This window comes from Thomasclavelia cocleata, from assembly GCF_900102365.1.
Taxonomy (GTDB): Bacteria; Bacillota_I; Bacilli_A; order Erysipelotrichales; family Coprobacillaceae; genus Thomasclavelia; species Thomasclavelia cocleata.
On sequence record NZ_FOIN01000001.1, the window covers coordinates 1 to 17,693 of the forward strand.

Here is a 17,693-nt window from a genome sequence, read left to right on the forward strand (position 1 = left end):
TTTTATCATGGATTCATGATAGGATTCTTAAAAGCAGATGGATATGAAGTTAAATCAAATAGAGAAAGTGGAAAAGGGAGATTTGATATAGCGCTGATTCCAGATAAATTAACAGGTGCAGTTATTATATTAGAATGTAAGCATAGTCAAAGTATCCAGCAACTGGTAAGGGATAGTAATATGGCTGCTAATCAAATTGAGGATAAAAAATATATAAGAGATTTTGAAGAGTGTGGGTATCAAAAAATATTAGGATATGGTATCTCATTTTTCAAAAAACAATGTTATATTACAAAGGTATAGTTGGTTTAAGATAAAGTAAACATTGAAATAATTAAACTATATGCATTTATAGAAAATGTTGTTAGCTATGTAGATTATCGTGAAAAAGGTTATGAAACAAAAATAATATTGAATAGCTTTAGTTATACTAAATTTCAGTTTGTTAAATTGGAAAATTGAAATTTATTGAAAGGGGCAGACAACTATGAAAATGCCAAAAGAAAAAATTGATATAAGTATGTTTGCTCCATGTGGAATGAATTGCAAAGTTTGTTATAAGCACTGTTACCATAAAAAGTCTTGTGCTGGGTGCTTGAATAGTGATAAAGGGAAACCAGAACATTGTCGTAAATGCAAAATAAAGGAGTGTATCAAAGAAAAATCGTTATCCTATTGTTTTGAATGTGCTGAATATCCATGTAAGTTGCTTAAAAATCTTGAAAAAAGCTATAACAAAAGGTATCAAGCAAGTCTTATAGAAAATAGCCGTTTTGTTCAAGGACATGGCATGGTTTGGAACATTTCATGGAACAGCAGAAAATAAAATACACTTGTCTTAAATGCGGTGGCATTATTTCTATTCACGATAAAGAATGTAGCGAGTGTCAAGAAAAAATGAAATAACAAAATTCCAGTTTACGAAGATGTTTAGTTAGTGTACAAAAAAAGTGGTATTGGTTAATTCTAACACCACTTTTAATTATATCTGCAAACTTTTTTTGTATTTATCATAAATTATTTTTAATCCTTTAAATGTTAGATCAGGATCATAAATATCTATTAAATCAGTCTCATTATAAATTATTCGACCTAAACCACCAGTTGAAATAACAGTTAAATTTTGTCCGTATTCTTTTTTTATTTCAGTAATAATATTTTCGGTTAAACCTACATATCCATGAATAATTCCAGCTTGCATACTAGTGACAGTGTTTTTAGCAATAATAGATTTAGGTTTTTTTATTTCAATTTCTGGTAATTTTGCTGCTTGACTTGATAAAGCATTAATACTTATTCCAATTCCTGGAGCAGTTGCTCCACCAAGAAAATCACCATTTTCATTAACAACATCAAATGTAGTGGCAGTTCCAAAATCAATTACTAAACATGGCCCTCCATGAATATAATAGGCTCCAGCTGCATCAACAAGGCGATCTGCACCTAATTCTTTGGGATTATCAATTTTTATTCTAATTCCTGTTTTAATTCCTGGTCCAACAATAATTGGTTCTTGATTAAAATATTTTTTAATAGAATTTGTAAATGAATACATAATTTTAGGTACTACAGAAGCAATAATAATATCTTCAATTTCATCAATAAGAATATTTGAAGCGTTTAAGAAACTTAATAACATAAATCCATATTCATCAGAAGTACGTTCTAATTTTGTTGTTAAACGATAATTGTCAATTATTTGATTTTTATCAACTAAACCCATTGTAATATTTGTATTACCTATATCAATTACTATTAACATGTTTTTCCTCCTTAATTTTGATTAGTTCTTTTAAAATCAGATCACTTAAATTATTTTTTGTCATTAATTCAATTTGTTGGATTTTATCTTTTGCAATAAAAGTAACTTTATTAGTATCATTTTTAAAACCAGCTCCAGGTTCATTTAAATTATTAGCTACTAATAAATCACAATTCTTTTTAATGAATTTTTCTTTTGCGTGATCAATAAGATTTTTTGTTTCCATAGCAAAACCACAGATAATCTGGTCTGTTTTGTGCTGACCTAAATATGCAAGAATATCATCATTTTTTATTAATTCTAATTGTAAAATATCATCTTTCTTCTTAATTTTATCTTGAGCGATTTCTTTAACTCGATAATCACCAACTGCGGCAGCCTTAATTATATAATCTTGTTTTTGATATTTTGATTTAACTGTTTCAAACATTTCTGAAGCGGATTTTATTTGAATAACTTTTACCCCATAAGGAAAATCAAGGTTAGTAGGACCAGTTATTAAAGTTACTTTAGCACCTAATTCAAATGCTCTTTTAGCTAATGCATAACCCATTTTACCACTAGAATGATTAGTAATATATCTTACTGGGTCAATTGCTTCTTGAGTTGGTCCTGCTGTTATTAAGACACGTTTGTTTTTTAAGGGCTTATTACATAAACAATACTCAATCATTGCCATAATCTGATTTAAATCAGCCAGTTTTCCACGCCCAGTATCACCACAAGCTAATAAACCATAACCTGGTTCAACGAATTTAATACCATAAGTTTTACATCTTTCAATATTACGCTGGGTCGCTAAATTATCATACATATTGACATTCATAGCAGGTGCAATCAATTTTGGACAAGTAGCTGCAATAAATGTTGATGTTAAAACATCATCACAAATTCCATTTGCAATCTTACCAATAATATTAGCAGTCGCTGGAACAATAACAAAACAGTCTGCTTTTTTTGCATAACTGATATGTTTTATCTTATATCCTTCTTTATCAAAATCATCAATTAATACAGGCTTATTTATTAATGCTCCCAAAGTAAGCGGACTAATAAATTTAGTTGCATTATGTGTCATAATTATTTCAACATCATAATTATTTTTCTTTAGAGTTCTTACTAATTCACAAACTTTATATGCAGCAATGCTGCCACTAACTCCTACAATTATTGTTTTCATTCTAATTTCCTTTCTTTGTAAGTATTAATAAAGGCTGACAGACAAGAAGTGTAATAACAGCTCCAACAATAGCTTCTAGTATCCCGCTACTAGTAACAACGCCAATTAAATAAGCCATTAGTATATTAAAATCCTGACCGATTGCCTGAGCATAACTATGACCAAAGATTAAATAAATTCCACTTAATACTAAGATAGTGTTAGTTAAGGCACCAGTTAAACTAGATATGATCATACCTAAATATTTGTTCCAATTATATTTTAATACTTGTTCGAAAATTAATCCAGCAATAAACCCAATCAGTACTCTAGGTAAAATTGCAATAACTGCACTTAAAATGTTCCCACTAAGAAATGGTGAAAAAACAAAGGAAGTCACAGTTGGGTTAATTGTATTATAGAACAAACTGCTTAAACCAAAAATAAGTCCAATGAGGCTACCGCCTTTTTTACCTAAAATAATTCCAGCAATAATTACTGGAATATGTAATGTTGTTGCACGCAATGGACCAATTGGGATATATCCTAAAAAAGGAATAAATACAAGCAGCATTTCAATTGCAATAAACATTGCATACAAAACAAGATCTTTAGTTTTTTTATTTTTCATTCTTTCCTCCACTACCGTTCATTAAGATACGGTGTTTACGATATTTTTTACATAAATAATTAGATAGTTAATGCTTTGTCATTACTAAATATTTATTTAACAACAAGGCCATTATAGTACGATATAACTGATAATTCAATCATTAAGATAATGCAATTTAATTTCTATAGTGGTAAAATATTATCCAAGGAGGTTTTATGATGAAAAAAATAGCAGTATTATTTCATGATGGTTTTGAAGAATTAGAAGCATTATCAGTAGTAGATGTAATGCGAAGAGCAAAAATTGAATGTACAATGGTTGGAATGAATAAATTAGAAGTTATTAGTTCTCATCAAATAAAAATAGCAATGGATCGTATATTTGATGATACGATTGAAACATATGATGCTATAGTTATCCCTGGAGGATTACCTGGTGCTACTAATTTAAGAGATGATTCAAGAGTCATTAAAATCATTCAAAAATTTAATGAAGCTAATAAAATTATTGGAGCAATTTGTGCAGGACCAATTGTATTAGAAAAAGCAGGGATTATTGAAGGAAAAACAGTTACTTGTTTTCCTGGGTTTGATACTCAGTTATCTAGTGCAAATTATCAAGAAGCTTTAGTTATAATAGATAATAATATTATAACAGGAAAAGGTCCTGCTGCTGCATTAGCTTTTGCTTATGCATTATTAGATGCTCTTGGTGGTAATAGTGAAGAAATTAAAGAAAGTATGCAGTACAAATACTTAGAAAAAAACATCTTGTAACTTTTTTTGTTACAAGATGTTTTATTTAAAATATTTTTCTATTTCATTTAAAGAAATTAATACTGTAAAAGTAAAAAACAGCTCAACAATACTATTAATAGAACCAAACATAATAATAAACATTCCTAACATCAGGATTAGACTACGATATATCATAGTCATTTTTTTATAAAAAATTAGATCAACTAGAATAATTCGATATATAAGTATTTGAATAATTATTAATAGTGATAAAGCTCCTAAAGAAGATAGTATTATATGCAAAATAGAAATTATATTTTCATGATTAGGATCATAAGGCAAATATGAACCTATTAACATAGATAAAAAACTGAAACATATCATTACTTGATTATGGAAAGTTATATAGGTGATTTTTTTTATCAGTTTATATATTTTATATAATAAAAAACATGACATGATTGTAATCCAAATAAGATAATGAATTCGTAGATCTTTTTGGTAAGATAAAAAAGTAAAATTATTATATGTCCAGGAAGTTTTTAATGATAATAAAAAAGTATAGATAAGCATTAAGTAGTACATTTTTCAACCTCCATTGAGGTTATTTTAATAAAATCCTAAAAAAATGTAAATAATAAAAGAAAAATCACTTTTTTTAATGTAGAAAATAATAAGGAGGAAATTAAAATGGAAGTTAAGTTAAAAAGTATTCATGCTAATGTAATCAATGATAAGGAAGATTATGTGCCTAAAAATGTAAAAGCACGTATTGAAGTAGGGTACAGTCATAGTCAAAAAGAGAACCTGGTACTTAATTACCAGATTAAAGTAGGTGAGAATGAAAAAAATTTTTTTGTAGTTAAATGTGTATTTGAAATAGAAGATTATGATCATGAAATAAAAGAAAAAGTAATTCTTGATCAAGCGGTTGATATGCTGCAAGAACGGATTGAAATAATTTTAGGCTTAATTACTGAAGAAATGGGCTTTAATTTACAAGGTTGATGAAATTCACCAACCTTGTAACAAACTTAGATAATTATCATATTTTATAGTAGAGGTGAAATATGTTAGTTTATATTAATGGTACTGATAATCGCTGTAAATATTTAGCCAAGCTGATGGTTAAAGATGGTTATCAGATAGAAGATGATAGCAGGTTTATATCATCTTGTCAGATTGTATATCTGGGTAAAGATGGTAAAGGATTTGAACAAGTAGATTTTGCTTGTGATTCTGTTGTATTAACTTTATTAAAAAATCAAAGATTATGTTATTTAAGTAAATTAAAAGGATTTAAATATGATTATTTATATCATGATGAACAATTTGTTAATGAAAACACTTATATTTGTGATGAAGCATTAATTGCGTATATGATAATTGATAATAATATTAGTTTATCAAATTCAAATATCTTAATTTTAGGTTATGGGCATTGCGGAAAAGATCTAGCTGGTAAATTTGAACGTTTTAATGCAAAGATTACAGTTTCAAATCGCAATGATCATTATCATGAAGAAGTAGTTGCTAGAGGATATCGTTATATTCGTTTGAATGAATTAACTTTAGAGGGTTATGATTTTATTATAAATACGATTCCAAGCAATATTATTACAGATAAGATGTTATCGACTAAAGATGAAAAGTGTCAAATTTATGATGTTGCATCTAAACCATATGGTTTAGAAAATAGTAAAAGGGATACTAATTATCACTTATTAAAACAATTACCAACTAAATATGCTTATCAAAGTAGTGCTTTTGCTTTATATAAGGCAATTAAAAGGGCAGTTGATACAAATGTTAAAAAATAAAAAAATTGGGATTGGGATCACAGGTTCTTTTTGTTCTTTAAAAAAATCAATGGTTGTTATTAAGGAATTAGTTAAACAAGAATGTGATTTGTATATTTTTGTCAGTGAAAAAATATTAACTTGTGATACTCGTTTTGACCAAGCTGATGAATTGATTGAGGAAATAGAGAAAATAGTTAAACGTAAAGTTATCAGTGATGTAGTTAATGCTGAAATTTTCGGACCTAAAATACCATTAGATTTAATGCTTGTTATGCCTTGTAGTGGAAATACACTTGCAAAACTTACTTATGGAATCAATGATAATGCTGTAACAATGGCATGTAAATCAACATTAAGAAATGAGAATAATGTTGTTTTAGCAATTGCAACAAACGATGCTTTAAGTAATTCAGGGAAAAATATTATGCAGATTTTAAATACAAAACATTTTTATTTAGTACCAATGTATCAAGATGATTGTGTAAAAAAACCTAATAGTATGCTGTTTGATGAAAACCTGGTTATTCAAACATTAATTAATTCTTTAAATAATAAACAGATTCAGCCAGTGTTTGAGGGGATTAAAGATGTATAAAGTATTAAAATTTGGTGGTACGTCTTTACGTGATAATGATTCAATAAGTGCAGTAAGTAGAATTATTAAAAAAAACTTAAATCATAAATTAATCGTAATTGTTAGTGCTATGGGACGTTATCCTGAACCTTATGCAACTGATACATTAAAAGAATTAGTATCTTGGCAATTATCATATGATGAATACAGCCGAATTGTTAGTTGTGGTGAAACTATCAGCAGTGTGGTTTTATCAAGTGAGTTAAGGAAAAAAAATATTAAAGCAATTTCTCTTTCTAGTTTACAGGCTGGTTTGAAAGTCAGAGGTAATCGACTAGTAGATTTTGATAAGGAAAAGGTAATTGAATATTTCAAGAAATATGATGTAATTATCCTTCCTGGATTCCAGGGGGTTGATAAATATAAAAATGTACGAATATTACAACAAGGTGACAGTGATTATAGTGCTGTTTATATTGCTAGAAGAATGGATTTAGATGAAGTATATATTTATAGTGATGTTTGTGGGATTTATACTGGAGATCCAAAATATATTAGTGATGCTCGTTTGATCAAGCATGTGGGATATCGTCAAGCTCTTGATTTAGCTAAGCATAAAGCTCGAATAATTTGTTATAAAGCACTTCTTGAAGGTTATCACAAAGATGGATTTAAGATCAATTTACGGTCTATTTATAATGATAGTATTGGTACTTTAATCAATCATGATGATACAAAAATCAAGACGATGTCGATTGATTTTAATTACTGGCTAATACGTTTTGATGAAGAAATAGTAAAAAAAGATTTTAATTATTTATTTGATAAATATGAAAATGATTATCTTGTTTTAGAAGAAAATCTTCATAAATTAAAAACTAAATATACGAAAATAGACGCTTATACAAAAGTGCATTTTGTAGGGTGTGAACTTGAAAATGATGATATTTATCGTGATTTTTTAGAAAAGTTTGCTCTTACCTCAAATAAAGAAGCTGATAGTTATTATGTAAAAGTAAAGATGCAAAAGCAAGATATTAATTTACTACACGATTTAATTGTTAGAAGTGATTAAAAATGAAAATTTTCACTAATTTGATCACACCTTTTAAAGAAGATGGAATTATTGATTATCAAGCTGTAGATGTTTTAATCAAACGTTTAGCATTTCAAAAGAATCATTGTTTTATTATTGGAAGTTTTACTGGTGAAGGAATGCTTTTGAATCCAATTGAACTCAAACATTTAATTAAGTATATTTGTTATCATTATGATTTAGAGATATATGTTTATATTTTGCAAGAAAGTACTAAAAAAGCAATAGAACAAATTAATGAGCTTAATGATATTAAGGGGTTAACTGGATATATTGTTAAAGTACCTAGTATGGCTAGGTATTCAAATACAAGTATTTATAAACACATTGATTTGATTTCAGTAATTACAGATAAAAAAATTATTATTGATTTTTATCATCGAAATATTTTAGAAAATGAGGATGTTAAAATTTTATTGCAAAAGCATACCAATATCTGTGGATTAATTACTGAACAGGATTTTGATAGTTCAATAATAACAAAAAAATACATTCATGACAAAAATGTTTTAAAAATTCATCATAGTTATGATGGTATCATTAGTGATTTAAGCAATATTGATTATCAGTCTGTTAGTCTATTAAATGATAGTGAAGTAAACAGTGATTATTTTAATTTGTTAGTTAAATATTTTTATCGTGATAATATATCTAGCAGTTTAAAATATATTTTATCTAAAAAAGGTTATATTAATTATAGATTACGTTTGCCACTAGTTAAAATAGATGATAAATTAGAGAAACAGTTGAATAAATTAATGGAGAAATATTAATTTATTTCTCCATTAATACTGTTTTTTTAAGTAGACATATAGTGGCTAAAATCTAATTATATTGCGCATACTATAACTAAAGCTGTATCCATCATAAAAAGAAATATTAATTTATTTCTCTTTTTATTTAATTTTTGTTACAATGTTTTTAGAAAGTATTAGCCAACCATACTTTGATGTGTTAATATATTAAGGATTGTTTTTATACATATTATAAATAATAAATTGGAGGAAAAAATGAGAAAAGATGTTGTAAAGATTTTACCGCTTGGTGGACAAGCTGAGATGGGTAAAAGTATGTACTGCATTGAAATAAAAGAACAGATTTTTATTTTAGATGCAGGGTTTAGATTTCCAGAAATAAGTAAATTAGGAGTGGATATAATTATTCCTAGTTTTGATTATTTAAAAGAAAATGCCCAAAAGGTCGTAGCGATAATTATTACTCATGGACATGATGATGTAATGGCTGCATTACCATATTTATTAGAAGCTGTAAATGCACCAATATATGCTCCAGCATTAACTGCTGATTTAATCGATCAAATGATGAGACGGCATAAAAAACATAATAATTTTAAAGCACATTATCAACTTATAAGAGTTAAACGAAATGATTCAATTGATATAGCTGGTGTTCCTATAGAGTTTTTCCCAGTTACTCATTCGATACCTGGAAGTGTTGGAGTAGCTTTATGGACAAAAGATGGTTATATTGTCTATAGTGGTGAATTTATTGTTGATTTTGGAGCTCCAGAAGGATTTAGATGTGATATTCAAAAAATGATGGAAATTGGAAAAAAAGGTGTCTTAGCATTATTGTGTGAATCATCATATTCTAGAAATTCAGGATATACATCTCCAAAACATAAGTTGACAGAAAAAATTGATAATATTTTTGAAGATAGTGAGGGGCGAATTATTATTTCATCATATGCCCAAAATATTTTTAGAACAAAAGAAATTGTAGAATTAACAAAAAAATATAAGCGAAAAATTGTTTTTTATGGTCGTGATAAATATGATAGTACTAATAGTATCGTAAGAATTGGGCAACGTCTGAAAAAAGCTATAATTCAGGTTCCTAAAGAATTAATTGCTTTTTCAACTGATATTGGGAAAAAATCTGTAGATAATAATTTAGTAGTATTATTAAGTGGTACCCCTCAGCGAATTTATCATGATATTAGTGATATTATTGATGGTGGTGATGAGTATTTAAAACTTAATAAAAATGATACTTTTATTGTTGCTTCACCAGTAATTCCTGGAACTGAAAAAATTGCTAATAAAGCTATTAATGAATTGTATAAAACTGATTCAAAAATTCATGTTTTAAAAAATAAAGAATTATATTCAATGCATGCATCTCAAGAGGATATTAAAGTTATTATTCAGATTTTTAATCCAACCTACTTTGTTCCAATTAAAGGAGAATATCAACATTTTATTTCTAATATGGATGTGGCTAGAAATATGGATATTCCTTCAGAAAATATTGCTATTATTGATAATGGTGAATTTTTAACATTTAAAAATGGAAAACTAGAAGATTATCGTGATACTATTGAAGTCGAAGATGTAATGATTGATGGAATTGGTGTTGGTGATGTTGGTGATAAAGTCATTGATGATCGAATTCAGTTATCAAACGATGGTGTAGTTATTATTGGTATAACAATTGATAGTAAAACTCATGAAATCATTGCAAATACCGATGTTCAATCTCGTGGTTTTGTTTATTTAAGAGATTCTGAACATATTATCAAAGGAATAATTGATATTGCTGAAAAGTGTACTGAACAGATGAAAAATGATCCAACTTTAGAAGCAGTTGAAGTACGTCAGGAAATTAAAGATAAATCTAGTAAATTTATTAATAAAGAAACTGGAAAACGACCTGTTATTTTGCCAATAATTATCGAAGTTTAAGCAAGTTTGGGCTTGCTTTTTCTTTTGATATCTTAATTTGTTATGATATAATAATTGAGTTAGAGTAGGGAGTGTGAGTCATGGCTAAGACAAGTCGGTCAAAAAAATCAAAACAAGAGCAGCTAAGTGAAGATTTGAAAATTAGAATTATTGCTGTTACGGGTTTATTCTTAATTGTTGTAGCAGCAATGAAACTGGGTCCAATAGGAGAACAGTTAAATTTTTTATGTACATACATACTTGGAAATTTTGTAGGAATTGGATATATTGCTTTGATCATAATTAGCTTTTATGTAGTTTATTATGCCAAATTGCCACGGTTTAATGGTCCTAATGCAATTGGGCTATATTTATTGACTGGATCTATATTAATTTTTATGTCATCTTTAAGTGAAGATAATATAACTGGAATGAAAGTAGTTAACCAATATATTGCTACTGCTCCATGTAATCGTGGGGGATTTATTGGTGCGATATTATATGGTATGTTTAGTTATTTATTTGATAAAACAGGGGCTATTATAGCAGGAGGATTTACTCTTTTTATCAGTATAGCTTTATTAGGGAGTAAATTTTATGTAAAACATAATAAAAAAGAAAAAAATAAATTAAAAAAGAAGAAAGGAAAACAACAAAATACTAGTAAGTTTATTGATTTTTTTACAAAAAAAAGAGATATTGCCTTTTTTCCAGATGATATATTTGAAATGGATGAAAAAAAATCTGAAAAGAAAACATCTGCTAGAATACATACAGCTCATTTAGAAGAAGACGATAGTCTTTCTTCAGCTTTAGAATTTGATGAAAAATCAATGACTCTTGAAATAAAAGACAAAGAACCTAAAATACATGAAAACGATAATTTAAAACCAAAACAAAAAGTAAATAAAAATTATCGTTTACCAGCTTTATCACTATTAAAAAATCCTGTTTCTAAAAAGTCTGGTGATAATAAAGGAAATGCTTTAGAAAAAGCTGATGCATTAACTAATGTTCTCCATGAATTTGGAGTCAATGCTTCAATCAGTGATATTTTTATTGGACCTTCTGTAACCAAATATGAATTAAAACTTGAAACAGGAATAAGAGTTAATAAAATTATACAATTACAAGATGATATTAAATTAGCTTTAGCAGCAAAAGATATTCGAATTGAAGCACCAATTCCTGGCAAACCCGCTGTTGGAGTTGAAATTCCTAATAGTGTGGCTACAATGGTTACATTTAAAGAAGTTATTAAAGATATTCCTAAAGAATTACAATCAAATAAATTGTTAGTGCCATTAGGTAAAGATGTTAGTGGCAAAACCATATATGCTGAATTAAACAAGATGCCACATTTATTAATTGCTGGAGCAACAGGAAGTGGAAAATCAGTGTGCGTAAATACTATTATTTGTAGTATTTTAATGCGTGCTAGACCCGATGAAGTTAAATTTATTTTAGTTGATCCTAAAAAAGTTGAACTTACTAATTATAATGGTATTCCTCATTTATTAGCTCCAGTAGTAACTGATCCTAAAAAAGCTGCTGCTGTTTTACAAGAAGTTGTAGCAGAAATGGAACGTCGTTATGATTTATTTGCAGGGGCTAATGTTAGAAATATTGAAGGATATAACAATTATGTACATAAAAAAAATGGTGATTTGCCATTAGATAAACAACTTGAAGTCTTACCTTTTCATATCATTATTTTAGATGAAGTTGCTGATTTAATGATGGTTGCTAGTAAACAAGTAGAAGATTGCATTATGAGAATTGCCCAAATGGCAAGAGCTGCAGGAATTCACTTGATTGTTGCAACACAAAGACCATCTACAGATATTATCACAGGTGTTATTAAAGCCAATATTCCTTCAAGAATTGCTTTTGCAGTTTCTTCAGGAATTGATTCTAGGACAATTTTAGATACATCAGGAGCTGAAAAATTACTTGGTAAAGGAGACATGCTATTTTCTCCAATGGGCTCAAGTTCACCAATTAGGGTTCAAGGGGCTTTTGTATCTGATGAAGAAGTTAGTGCTATTTCTCATCATACTGCTAATCAGCAGGAGGCTAATTATGATGAAAAATATATAAATGTTAAATTAAATACGACCACATCTAATGCAGCTTCAAAAGAAGAAGAGGAAGATGAAGAATATGAAATGTGTCGCAGTTTTGTAATTAATGCCCAAAAAGCTAGTACTTCATTATTGCAAAGACAGTTTAGAATTGGATATAATAAAGCAGCTCGAATAATTGATCAATTAGAAGCAGATGGAGTAATTGGACCACAAATTGGTTCTAAGCCTCGAGAAGTATATATACGTGGTTATCAGGAAGAAGATATCGAATAGATATCTTCTTTATTTTTAGATTGTATATTTAAAAGGATAAATGGATATAATTTTGATAAATGATTATTCTAAGTTTACAAGGAGGAAAATTTAAGATGAGAAAATTATTAATATTGCTTCTTATTTTTTCATTTTTATTAGTTGGATGTGGTAATAGTGGTGAAGAATTTGAAATTGCACTAGTTACTGATGCTGGTGATATAAATGATAAATCGTTTAATCAATCTGCCTGGCAGGCAGTTGAAAGGTTTGGCAAAGATAAGAATGTCACTTATAAATATTATAAACCAGCCAGTTTTGATGATGCAGGTTATAAAGCACAAATTGATGAGGCTGTTTTAAATGGAGCAAAAGTAATTGTTTGTCCAGGTTATAAGTTTTGCAATGCAATTGGTGAATTACAAGATGAATATGATGAAGTTAAATTTATTTTAATTGATGCTGTTCCTACAATTCCTGATAAAAAAGATAGTACAAAATCTACAGAAATTAAACCAAAAGATAATGTTTATTGTGCATTATATAATGAACTACAGGCAGGATATCTAGCTGGCTATGCTGCCATAAAAGGTGGTTTTACTAAACTTGGATTCATGGGTGGAATTGCTTTGCCTGCTGTAATTAATTATGGATATGGATATCTTCAAGGTGCAAATGATGCTGCAATGCAATCAGGTATTAAGATTGATATGATGTATACTTATACAGGAACTTTTAATGAAGATCCAGCAGTTAAAACTAAAGCAGCTAAATGGTATGATAGTGGATTAGAAGTTATTTTTTCTTGTGGAGGCGGAATTTGTAATTCTATCTTTCCGGCTGCTAAAGAGGCAGAAAAGTTTGCGATAGGAGTAGATAGTAATCAAAATGATGATAGTACAGGAGTAGTAATTACTTCTGCTCTAAAGGATGTTAATAAAACAGTTTATGATAAATTAGTTGATTACAAAAACGATAAGTTTAAGGGTGGAATTGAAACTCTTGATGCAACAGGTGGATATATTGGATTACCGAAAGATTTTGAACATTTAGGCAACTTTAACGAGGATGCATATAATGAAATTTTTACTAAAATAGCTAATGGTAGTGTAAAAATTAAAACAAGAGCAGAAGTTGATAATGATAATAAAGATAATGGAAATCCTGCTAAGTTAAACCTTTCTAATGTTAATATTACATATGATAAGTAAAAGCGGGTTACCCGCTTTTTATTTAAAAAATAGAAAAATAAAAGGAGTAGATTTATGGAATATGTAATAGAGATGTTAAATATTACTAAAGAATTTCCAGGAATCAAAGCAAATGACAATATAACTTTACAGTTGAAAAAAGGGGAAATACATGCTTTATTAGGTGAAAATGGAGCTGGAAAATCTACTTTGATGTCTATTTTATTTGGTTTGTATCAGCCGGATTCTGGATGTATTAAAATAAAAGGTCAATTAGTAAAAATCAATAATCCAAATGATGCTAATCGGTTCAAGATTGGAATGGTCCATCAGCATTTTAAATTAGTGGAAACTTTTAGTGTATTAGATAATATTATTTTAGGAACTGAAGAGTGTAAAAACGGTTTTTTAGTCAAGGAAAATGCACGTAAGCAAATTATGATTTTATCAAAGCAGTATAATTTAAATATTGATCCAGATGCCATAGTTAAAGATATTACAGTTGGAATGCAACAAAGAGTTGAGATTTTAAAAATGCTATTTCGAGATAATGAGATACTAATTTTTGATGAACCAACTGCCATGTTAACCCCTCAAGAAATTGATGAACTTTTAAAAATTATGAAAAGTTTAGCGAGGGAAGGGAAATCAATTATATTTATTACTCATAAATTAAATGAAATTAAAATGGCAGCTGATCGATGTACTATTATTCGTAAAGGAAAGTATATTGATACTGTTAATGTTCAAAATGTTTCTAAAGAACAATTATCAAGAAAGATGGTTGGTCGTGATGTGAATCTTGTTGTTGAAAAAGAAATCTGTGAACCTGGTGAAATAGTATTAAAAGTAGAAAATCTTAATTATTCAAAAAGAGGAGTTAGCAAGAAGATTTTATCAAATATTAATTTTGAAGTTAAACAAAATGAAATAGTTTGTTTAGCAGGGATAGAAGGAAATGGGCAAAGCGAATTAATATATGCTATTACTGGAATGCTGAATGGATATAGAGGTAAAATCACTTTAAATAATAAAGATATTACAAATAGCTCAATACGTCAGCGAAATTTAGAAGGCATAGCACATATTCCTGAAGATCGTCACAAATATGGATTAGTTCTTGATTATAATTTAGCAGAAAATATGATTTTAAAAAATTATTTTACTAGGGATAATCAAAAATGGGGTTTTTTGCGTTTTGACTATATATATAAGCAGGCACAAATTTTGATTAAAAACTATGATGTTCGTTCAGGGCAGGGAGTGTATTCAAAAGTACATGAGTTATCTGGGGGTAATCAGCAAAAAGCTATTATTGCTCGTGAAATTAATAGTAATTGTGATTTATTAATTGCTGTGCAGCCAACGCGAGGTTTGGATATTGGAGCAATTGAATTTATTCATGAGCAGCTCATTCAATACCGTAATAATAGACATGCTGTTTTATTAGTAAGTTTAGAGCTGGATGAAGTTATGAGTATTAGTGATCGTATTTTAGTTATGCATGAAGGTCAAATAGTAGGAAATTTAGATCCTAAAAAAGTTAATGCTGAAGAATTAGGGTTATATATGTCAGGTTCTAAGCGAGGTGTAAATGATGAAAAATAAAGAATGGTTTAAATCATTTATCTCATCATTGATTGCTATTAGTTGTGGTTTGATTTTTGGATTATTAATCATGTTTTTAGTTGTTCCTAGTAATGCTTTGGAAGGTTTTTCTATTTTACTTAGAGGGGGAATCTATCGTGGAATAAAAAGTATTGGCGAAGTATTATATCTATCAGTTCCTATCATGATGACAGGACTTTCAGTTGCCTTTGCGTTTAAATGCGGCTTATTTAATATTGGAACACCAGGACAATATATAATTGGTGCTTTTGTTTCAATGTTTGCAGCTTTTAATCTAACTTTTATTCCAGATTCAATTCGTTGGCTTTTTGCAACTTTAGCAGGAGGAGTAGCTGGAGCCTTGTGGGCTAGTGTACCAGGAATACTCAAAGCATATCGGAATGTAAATGAAGTTATTTCAGGAATCATGATGAATTATATTGGGATGCTAATAGTGATTGAGGGTGTTAAGCAATATATGTATAATTCTACAGGGGCAGAATCATATTCAATCTCTAAAAGTTTAGCTGTTCCTAATTTAGGGTTAGACAAAATTTTTAGAGGTTCTAGTATTAATATTGGAACATTTATTGCAATTGGTGTATGTATAATTGCTTATGTTATAATGAATAAAACAACATATGGTTATGAATTAAAAGCTGCTGGTTATAATTCAAATGCAAGTAAGTATGCTGGAATGAATGAAAAGAAAAGTATAATCTTATCAATGATAATAGCTGGTTTTTTTGCTGGTCTAGGTGGTGCATTAGTTTATTTAGCAGGAACTGGTAGAACAATTAGTACAGCCGAGGTATTAGCAGCTGAAGGATTTAATGGAATTTCAGTAGCTTTATTAGGTTTTAATAATCCTTTAGGAGTAATTTTTGCAGCATTATTTATTGCTTATATTAATTTAGGAGGAAATTATGTTCAAGCAGTTAATATTGCAGTTGAAATAATTGATATTATAGTTGCTGCAATTATCTATTTTAGCTCTTTTACTTTATTTATTCGTTTATTTTTAGAAAAAAAGCGACGTTATAAACGAGGAGGAAAATAATGGATTTATTTTATTTTTTATTTAGACAAAGCTTGATGTTTTCAATTCCTTTATTAGTTGTAGCATTAGGAGGATTATTTAGCGAACGCTCTGGTGTTATTAATATTGCATTAGAGGGAATTATGATCTTTGGAGCTTTTTTTGGGATTTTGTTTATATATACAGCACAAAATAATAATTGGATGCAGGGACAATTGTTATTTTGGATATCTTTGATAATTTCTGGAATTATTGGAGGACTATTTGCTTTATTACATGCTTTTGCATCAATTAATATGAAAGCAGATCAAACCATTTCTGGAACTGCTTTAAACTTATTTGCACCAGCACTAGGTATTTTTATAGCTAAAACAATGTTTGGTGGTGTTAAAAGTATTCCTTTTACAAATGAGTTTTTAATAAAAAAAATCCCAATTTTATCAAATATTCCAATAATAGGCGAAATGTTTTTTAATGATTTTTATATATCTACTTTTATTGGAATCATCATTTTGATTTTTACATATGTTTTTTTATATAAAACTAAAACGGGTTTAAGAATTAGAACTTGTGGTGAGAATCCTCATGCTGCTGATGCAGCTGGAATCAATGTTTACAGGATACGTTATTTAGGAGTTGTTTTATCAGGCGTTTTAGCTGGAATTGGTGGATTGATCTATGTTATTCCTATTACAAGCGAATATTCAAGTACAGTAGCAGGATATGGTTTTTTAGCGTTAGCTGTTTTAATATTTGGAAATTGGAATCCTTGGCAAATTGCATTTTCAGCGATATTCTTTGCTGTTGCTAAAACTTTAGCAGTAACATATGCTTCAATTCCATTTTTATTAAATTCTGGAATTCCTGGAATTGTTTTTAGAATTTTTCCCTATCTTGCAACATTGATACTATTAGCTTTTACATCAAAAAATTCTGCTGCTCCAAAGGCAGCTGGTGAACCATTTGATAAATCAAAGCGATAAAAAGCAAAGTAATATTTAGCTTTTTATTTTAATAAATTGGTGTTTTAATTTTATTTTCTATTTTTTAGTGTATAATATATACATTAGATTTATAAAAGGAGTGTCAT

General features: G+C 28.5%; 17 protein-coding genes. 14 read left to right on the plus strand and 3 right to left on the minus strand.

The window, feature by feature from the left end; genetic code table 11:
- On the plus strand, window positions 1-303 hold a 303-nt coding region (locus tag BMW96_RS00005; protein WP_177165802.1), incomplete at its 5' end, for a PD-(D/E)XK nuclease domain-containing protein.
- A 184-nt stretch (window positions 304-487) separates the two neighbouring features.
- A complete protein-coding gene (locus BMW96_RS00010) occupies window positions 488-826 on the plus strand; it encodes a DUF3795 domain-containing protein (RefSeq protein ID WP_244881228.1) in 339 nt (112 codons plus the stop codon).
- Between the two features lie 156 nt (window positions 827-982).
- Here the strand turns inward: BMW96_RS00010 and BMW96_RS00015 are convergent, their stop codons facing one another.
- The 3 genes from BMW96_RS00015 to BMW96_RS00025 are packed head-to-tail and all read right to left on the minus strand — an operon-like array spanning window position 983 to window position 3,552.
- On the minus strand, window positions 983-1,762 hold the full coding sequence (locus tag BMW96_RS00015; protein WP_092351192.1) for a type III pantothenate kinase: 780 nt from the start codon (window positions 1,760-1,762) through the stop codon (window positions 983-985).
- Window positions 1,746-2,942 carry a bifunctional phosphopantothenoylcysteine decarboxylase/phosphopantothenate--cysteine ligase CoaBC gene (gene coaBC / locus BMW96_RS00020; protein WP_092351194.1) on the minus strand — a complete coding sequence of 399 codons (1,197 nt, stop codon included), beginning with the start codon at window positions 2,940-2,942 and terminating at the stop codon, window positions 1,746-1,748. Before coaBC ends, BMW96_RS00015 begins: the two co-directional genes overlap by 17 nt.
- 1 nt (window position 2,943) lies before the next feature.
- On the minus strand, window positions 2,944-3,552 hold the full coding sequence (locus BMW96_RS00025) for an ECF transporter S component (protein ID WP_092351196.1): 609 nt from the start codon (window positions 3,550-3,552) through the stop codon (window positions 2,944-2,946).
- Between the two features lie 200 nt (window positions 3,553-3,752).
- On the opposite strand from BMW96_RS00025, the gene BMW96_RS00030 reads away from it, so the two are divergent.
- From BMW96_RS00030 to BMW96_RS00090, 12 genes are all read left to right on the plus strand, one after another.
- Window positions 3,753-4,310 carry a DJ-1 family glyoxalase III gene (locus BMW96_RS00030; protein ID WP_092351198.1) on the plus strand — a complete coding sequence of 186 codons (558 nt, stop codon included), beginning with the start codon at window positions 3,753-3,755 and terminating at the stop codon, window positions 4,308-4,310.
- A 651-nt stretch (window positions 4,311-4,961) separates the two neighbouring features.
- Window positions 4,962-5,279 carry a hypothetical protein gene (locus BMW96_RS00040; RefSeq protein WP_092351202.1) on the plus strand — a complete coding sequence of 106 codons (318 nt, stop codon included), beginning with the start codon at window positions 4,962-4,964 and terminating at the stop codon, window positions 5,277-5,279.
- Window positions 5,280-5,341: 62 nt separating this feature from the next.
- Window positions 5,342-6,091 (plus strand): NAD(P)-dependent oxidoreductase, encoded by a 750-nt coding sequence (locus BMW96_RS00045; RefSeq protein ID WP_092351204.1) that lies wholly within the window; start codon window positions 5,342-5,344, stop codon window positions 6,089-6,091.
- On the plus strand, window positions 6,078-6,668 hold the full coding sequence (locus BMW96_RS00050) for a dipicolinate synthase subunit B (protein WP_092351208.1): 591 nt from the start codon (window positions 6,078-6,080) through the stop codon (window positions 6,666-6,668). The genes BMW96_RS00045 and BMW96_RS00050 overlap by 14 nt, the downstream gene beginning before the upstream one ends.
- Window positions 6,661-7,722, plus strand: a complete 1,062-nt coding sequence (locus tag BMW96_RS00055; RefSeq protein WP_092351210.1) for an amino acid kinase family protein — start codon at window positions 6,661-6,663, stop codon at window positions 7,720-7,722. The genes BMW96_RS00050 and BMW96_RS00055 overlap by 8 nt, the downstream gene beginning before the upstream one ends.
- A gap of 2 nt (window positions 7,723-7,724) precedes the next feature.
- Window positions 7,725-8,516: a dihydrodipicolinate synthase family protein gene (locus tag BMW96_RS00060; protein ID WP_092351212.1), complete on the plus strand. Its 792-nt coding sequence runs from the start codon at window positions 7,725-7,727 to the stop codon at window positions 8,514-8,516.
- 237 nt (window positions 8,517-8,753) lie between these two features.
- Window positions 8,754-10,448, plus strand: a complete 1,695-nt coding sequence (locus BMW96_RS00065) for a ribonuclease J (protein ID WP_092351214.1) — start codon at window positions 8,754-8,756, stop codon at window positions 10,446-10,448.
- Between the two features lie 80 nt (window positions 10,449-10,528).
- Entirely contained in the window at window positions 10,529-12,787 is a 2,259-nt protein-coding gene (locus BMW96_RS00070) for a DNA translocase FtsK (protein ID WP_092351216.1), read from the plus strand.
- 95 nt (window positions 12,788-12,882) lie between these two features.
- Window positions 12,883-13,977 (plus strand): BMP family lipoprotein, encoded by a 1,095-nt coding sequence (locus BMW96_RS00075; RefSeq protein WP_092351218.1) that lies wholly within the window; start codon window positions 12,883-12,885, stop codon window positions 13,975-13,977.
- 54 nt (window positions 13,978-14,031) lie between these two features.
- Window positions 14,032-15,564: an ABC transporter ATP-binding protein gene (locus BMW96_RS00080; RefSeq protein ID WP_092351220.1), complete on the plus strand. Its 1,533-nt coding sequence runs from the start codon at window positions 14,032-14,034 to the stop codon at window positions 15,562-15,564.
- Window positions 15,554-16,624 carry an ABC transporter permease gene (locus tag BMW96_RS00085; RefSeq protein WP_092351222.1) on the plus strand — a complete coding sequence of 357 codons (1,071 nt, stop codon included), beginning with the start codon at window positions 15,554-15,556 and terminating at the stop codon, window positions 16,622-16,624. The genes BMW96_RS00080 and BMW96_RS00085 overlap by 11 nt, the downstream gene beginning before the upstream one ends.
- A complete protein-coding gene (locus BMW96_RS00090) occupies window positions 16,624-17,586 on the plus strand; it encodes an ABC transporter permease (protein WP_092351224.1) in 963 nt (320 codons plus the stop codon). The genes BMW96_RS00085 and BMW96_RS00090 overlap by 1 nt, the downstream gene beginning before the upstream one ends.
- Window positions 17,587-17,693 lie beyond the last annotated feature (107 nt).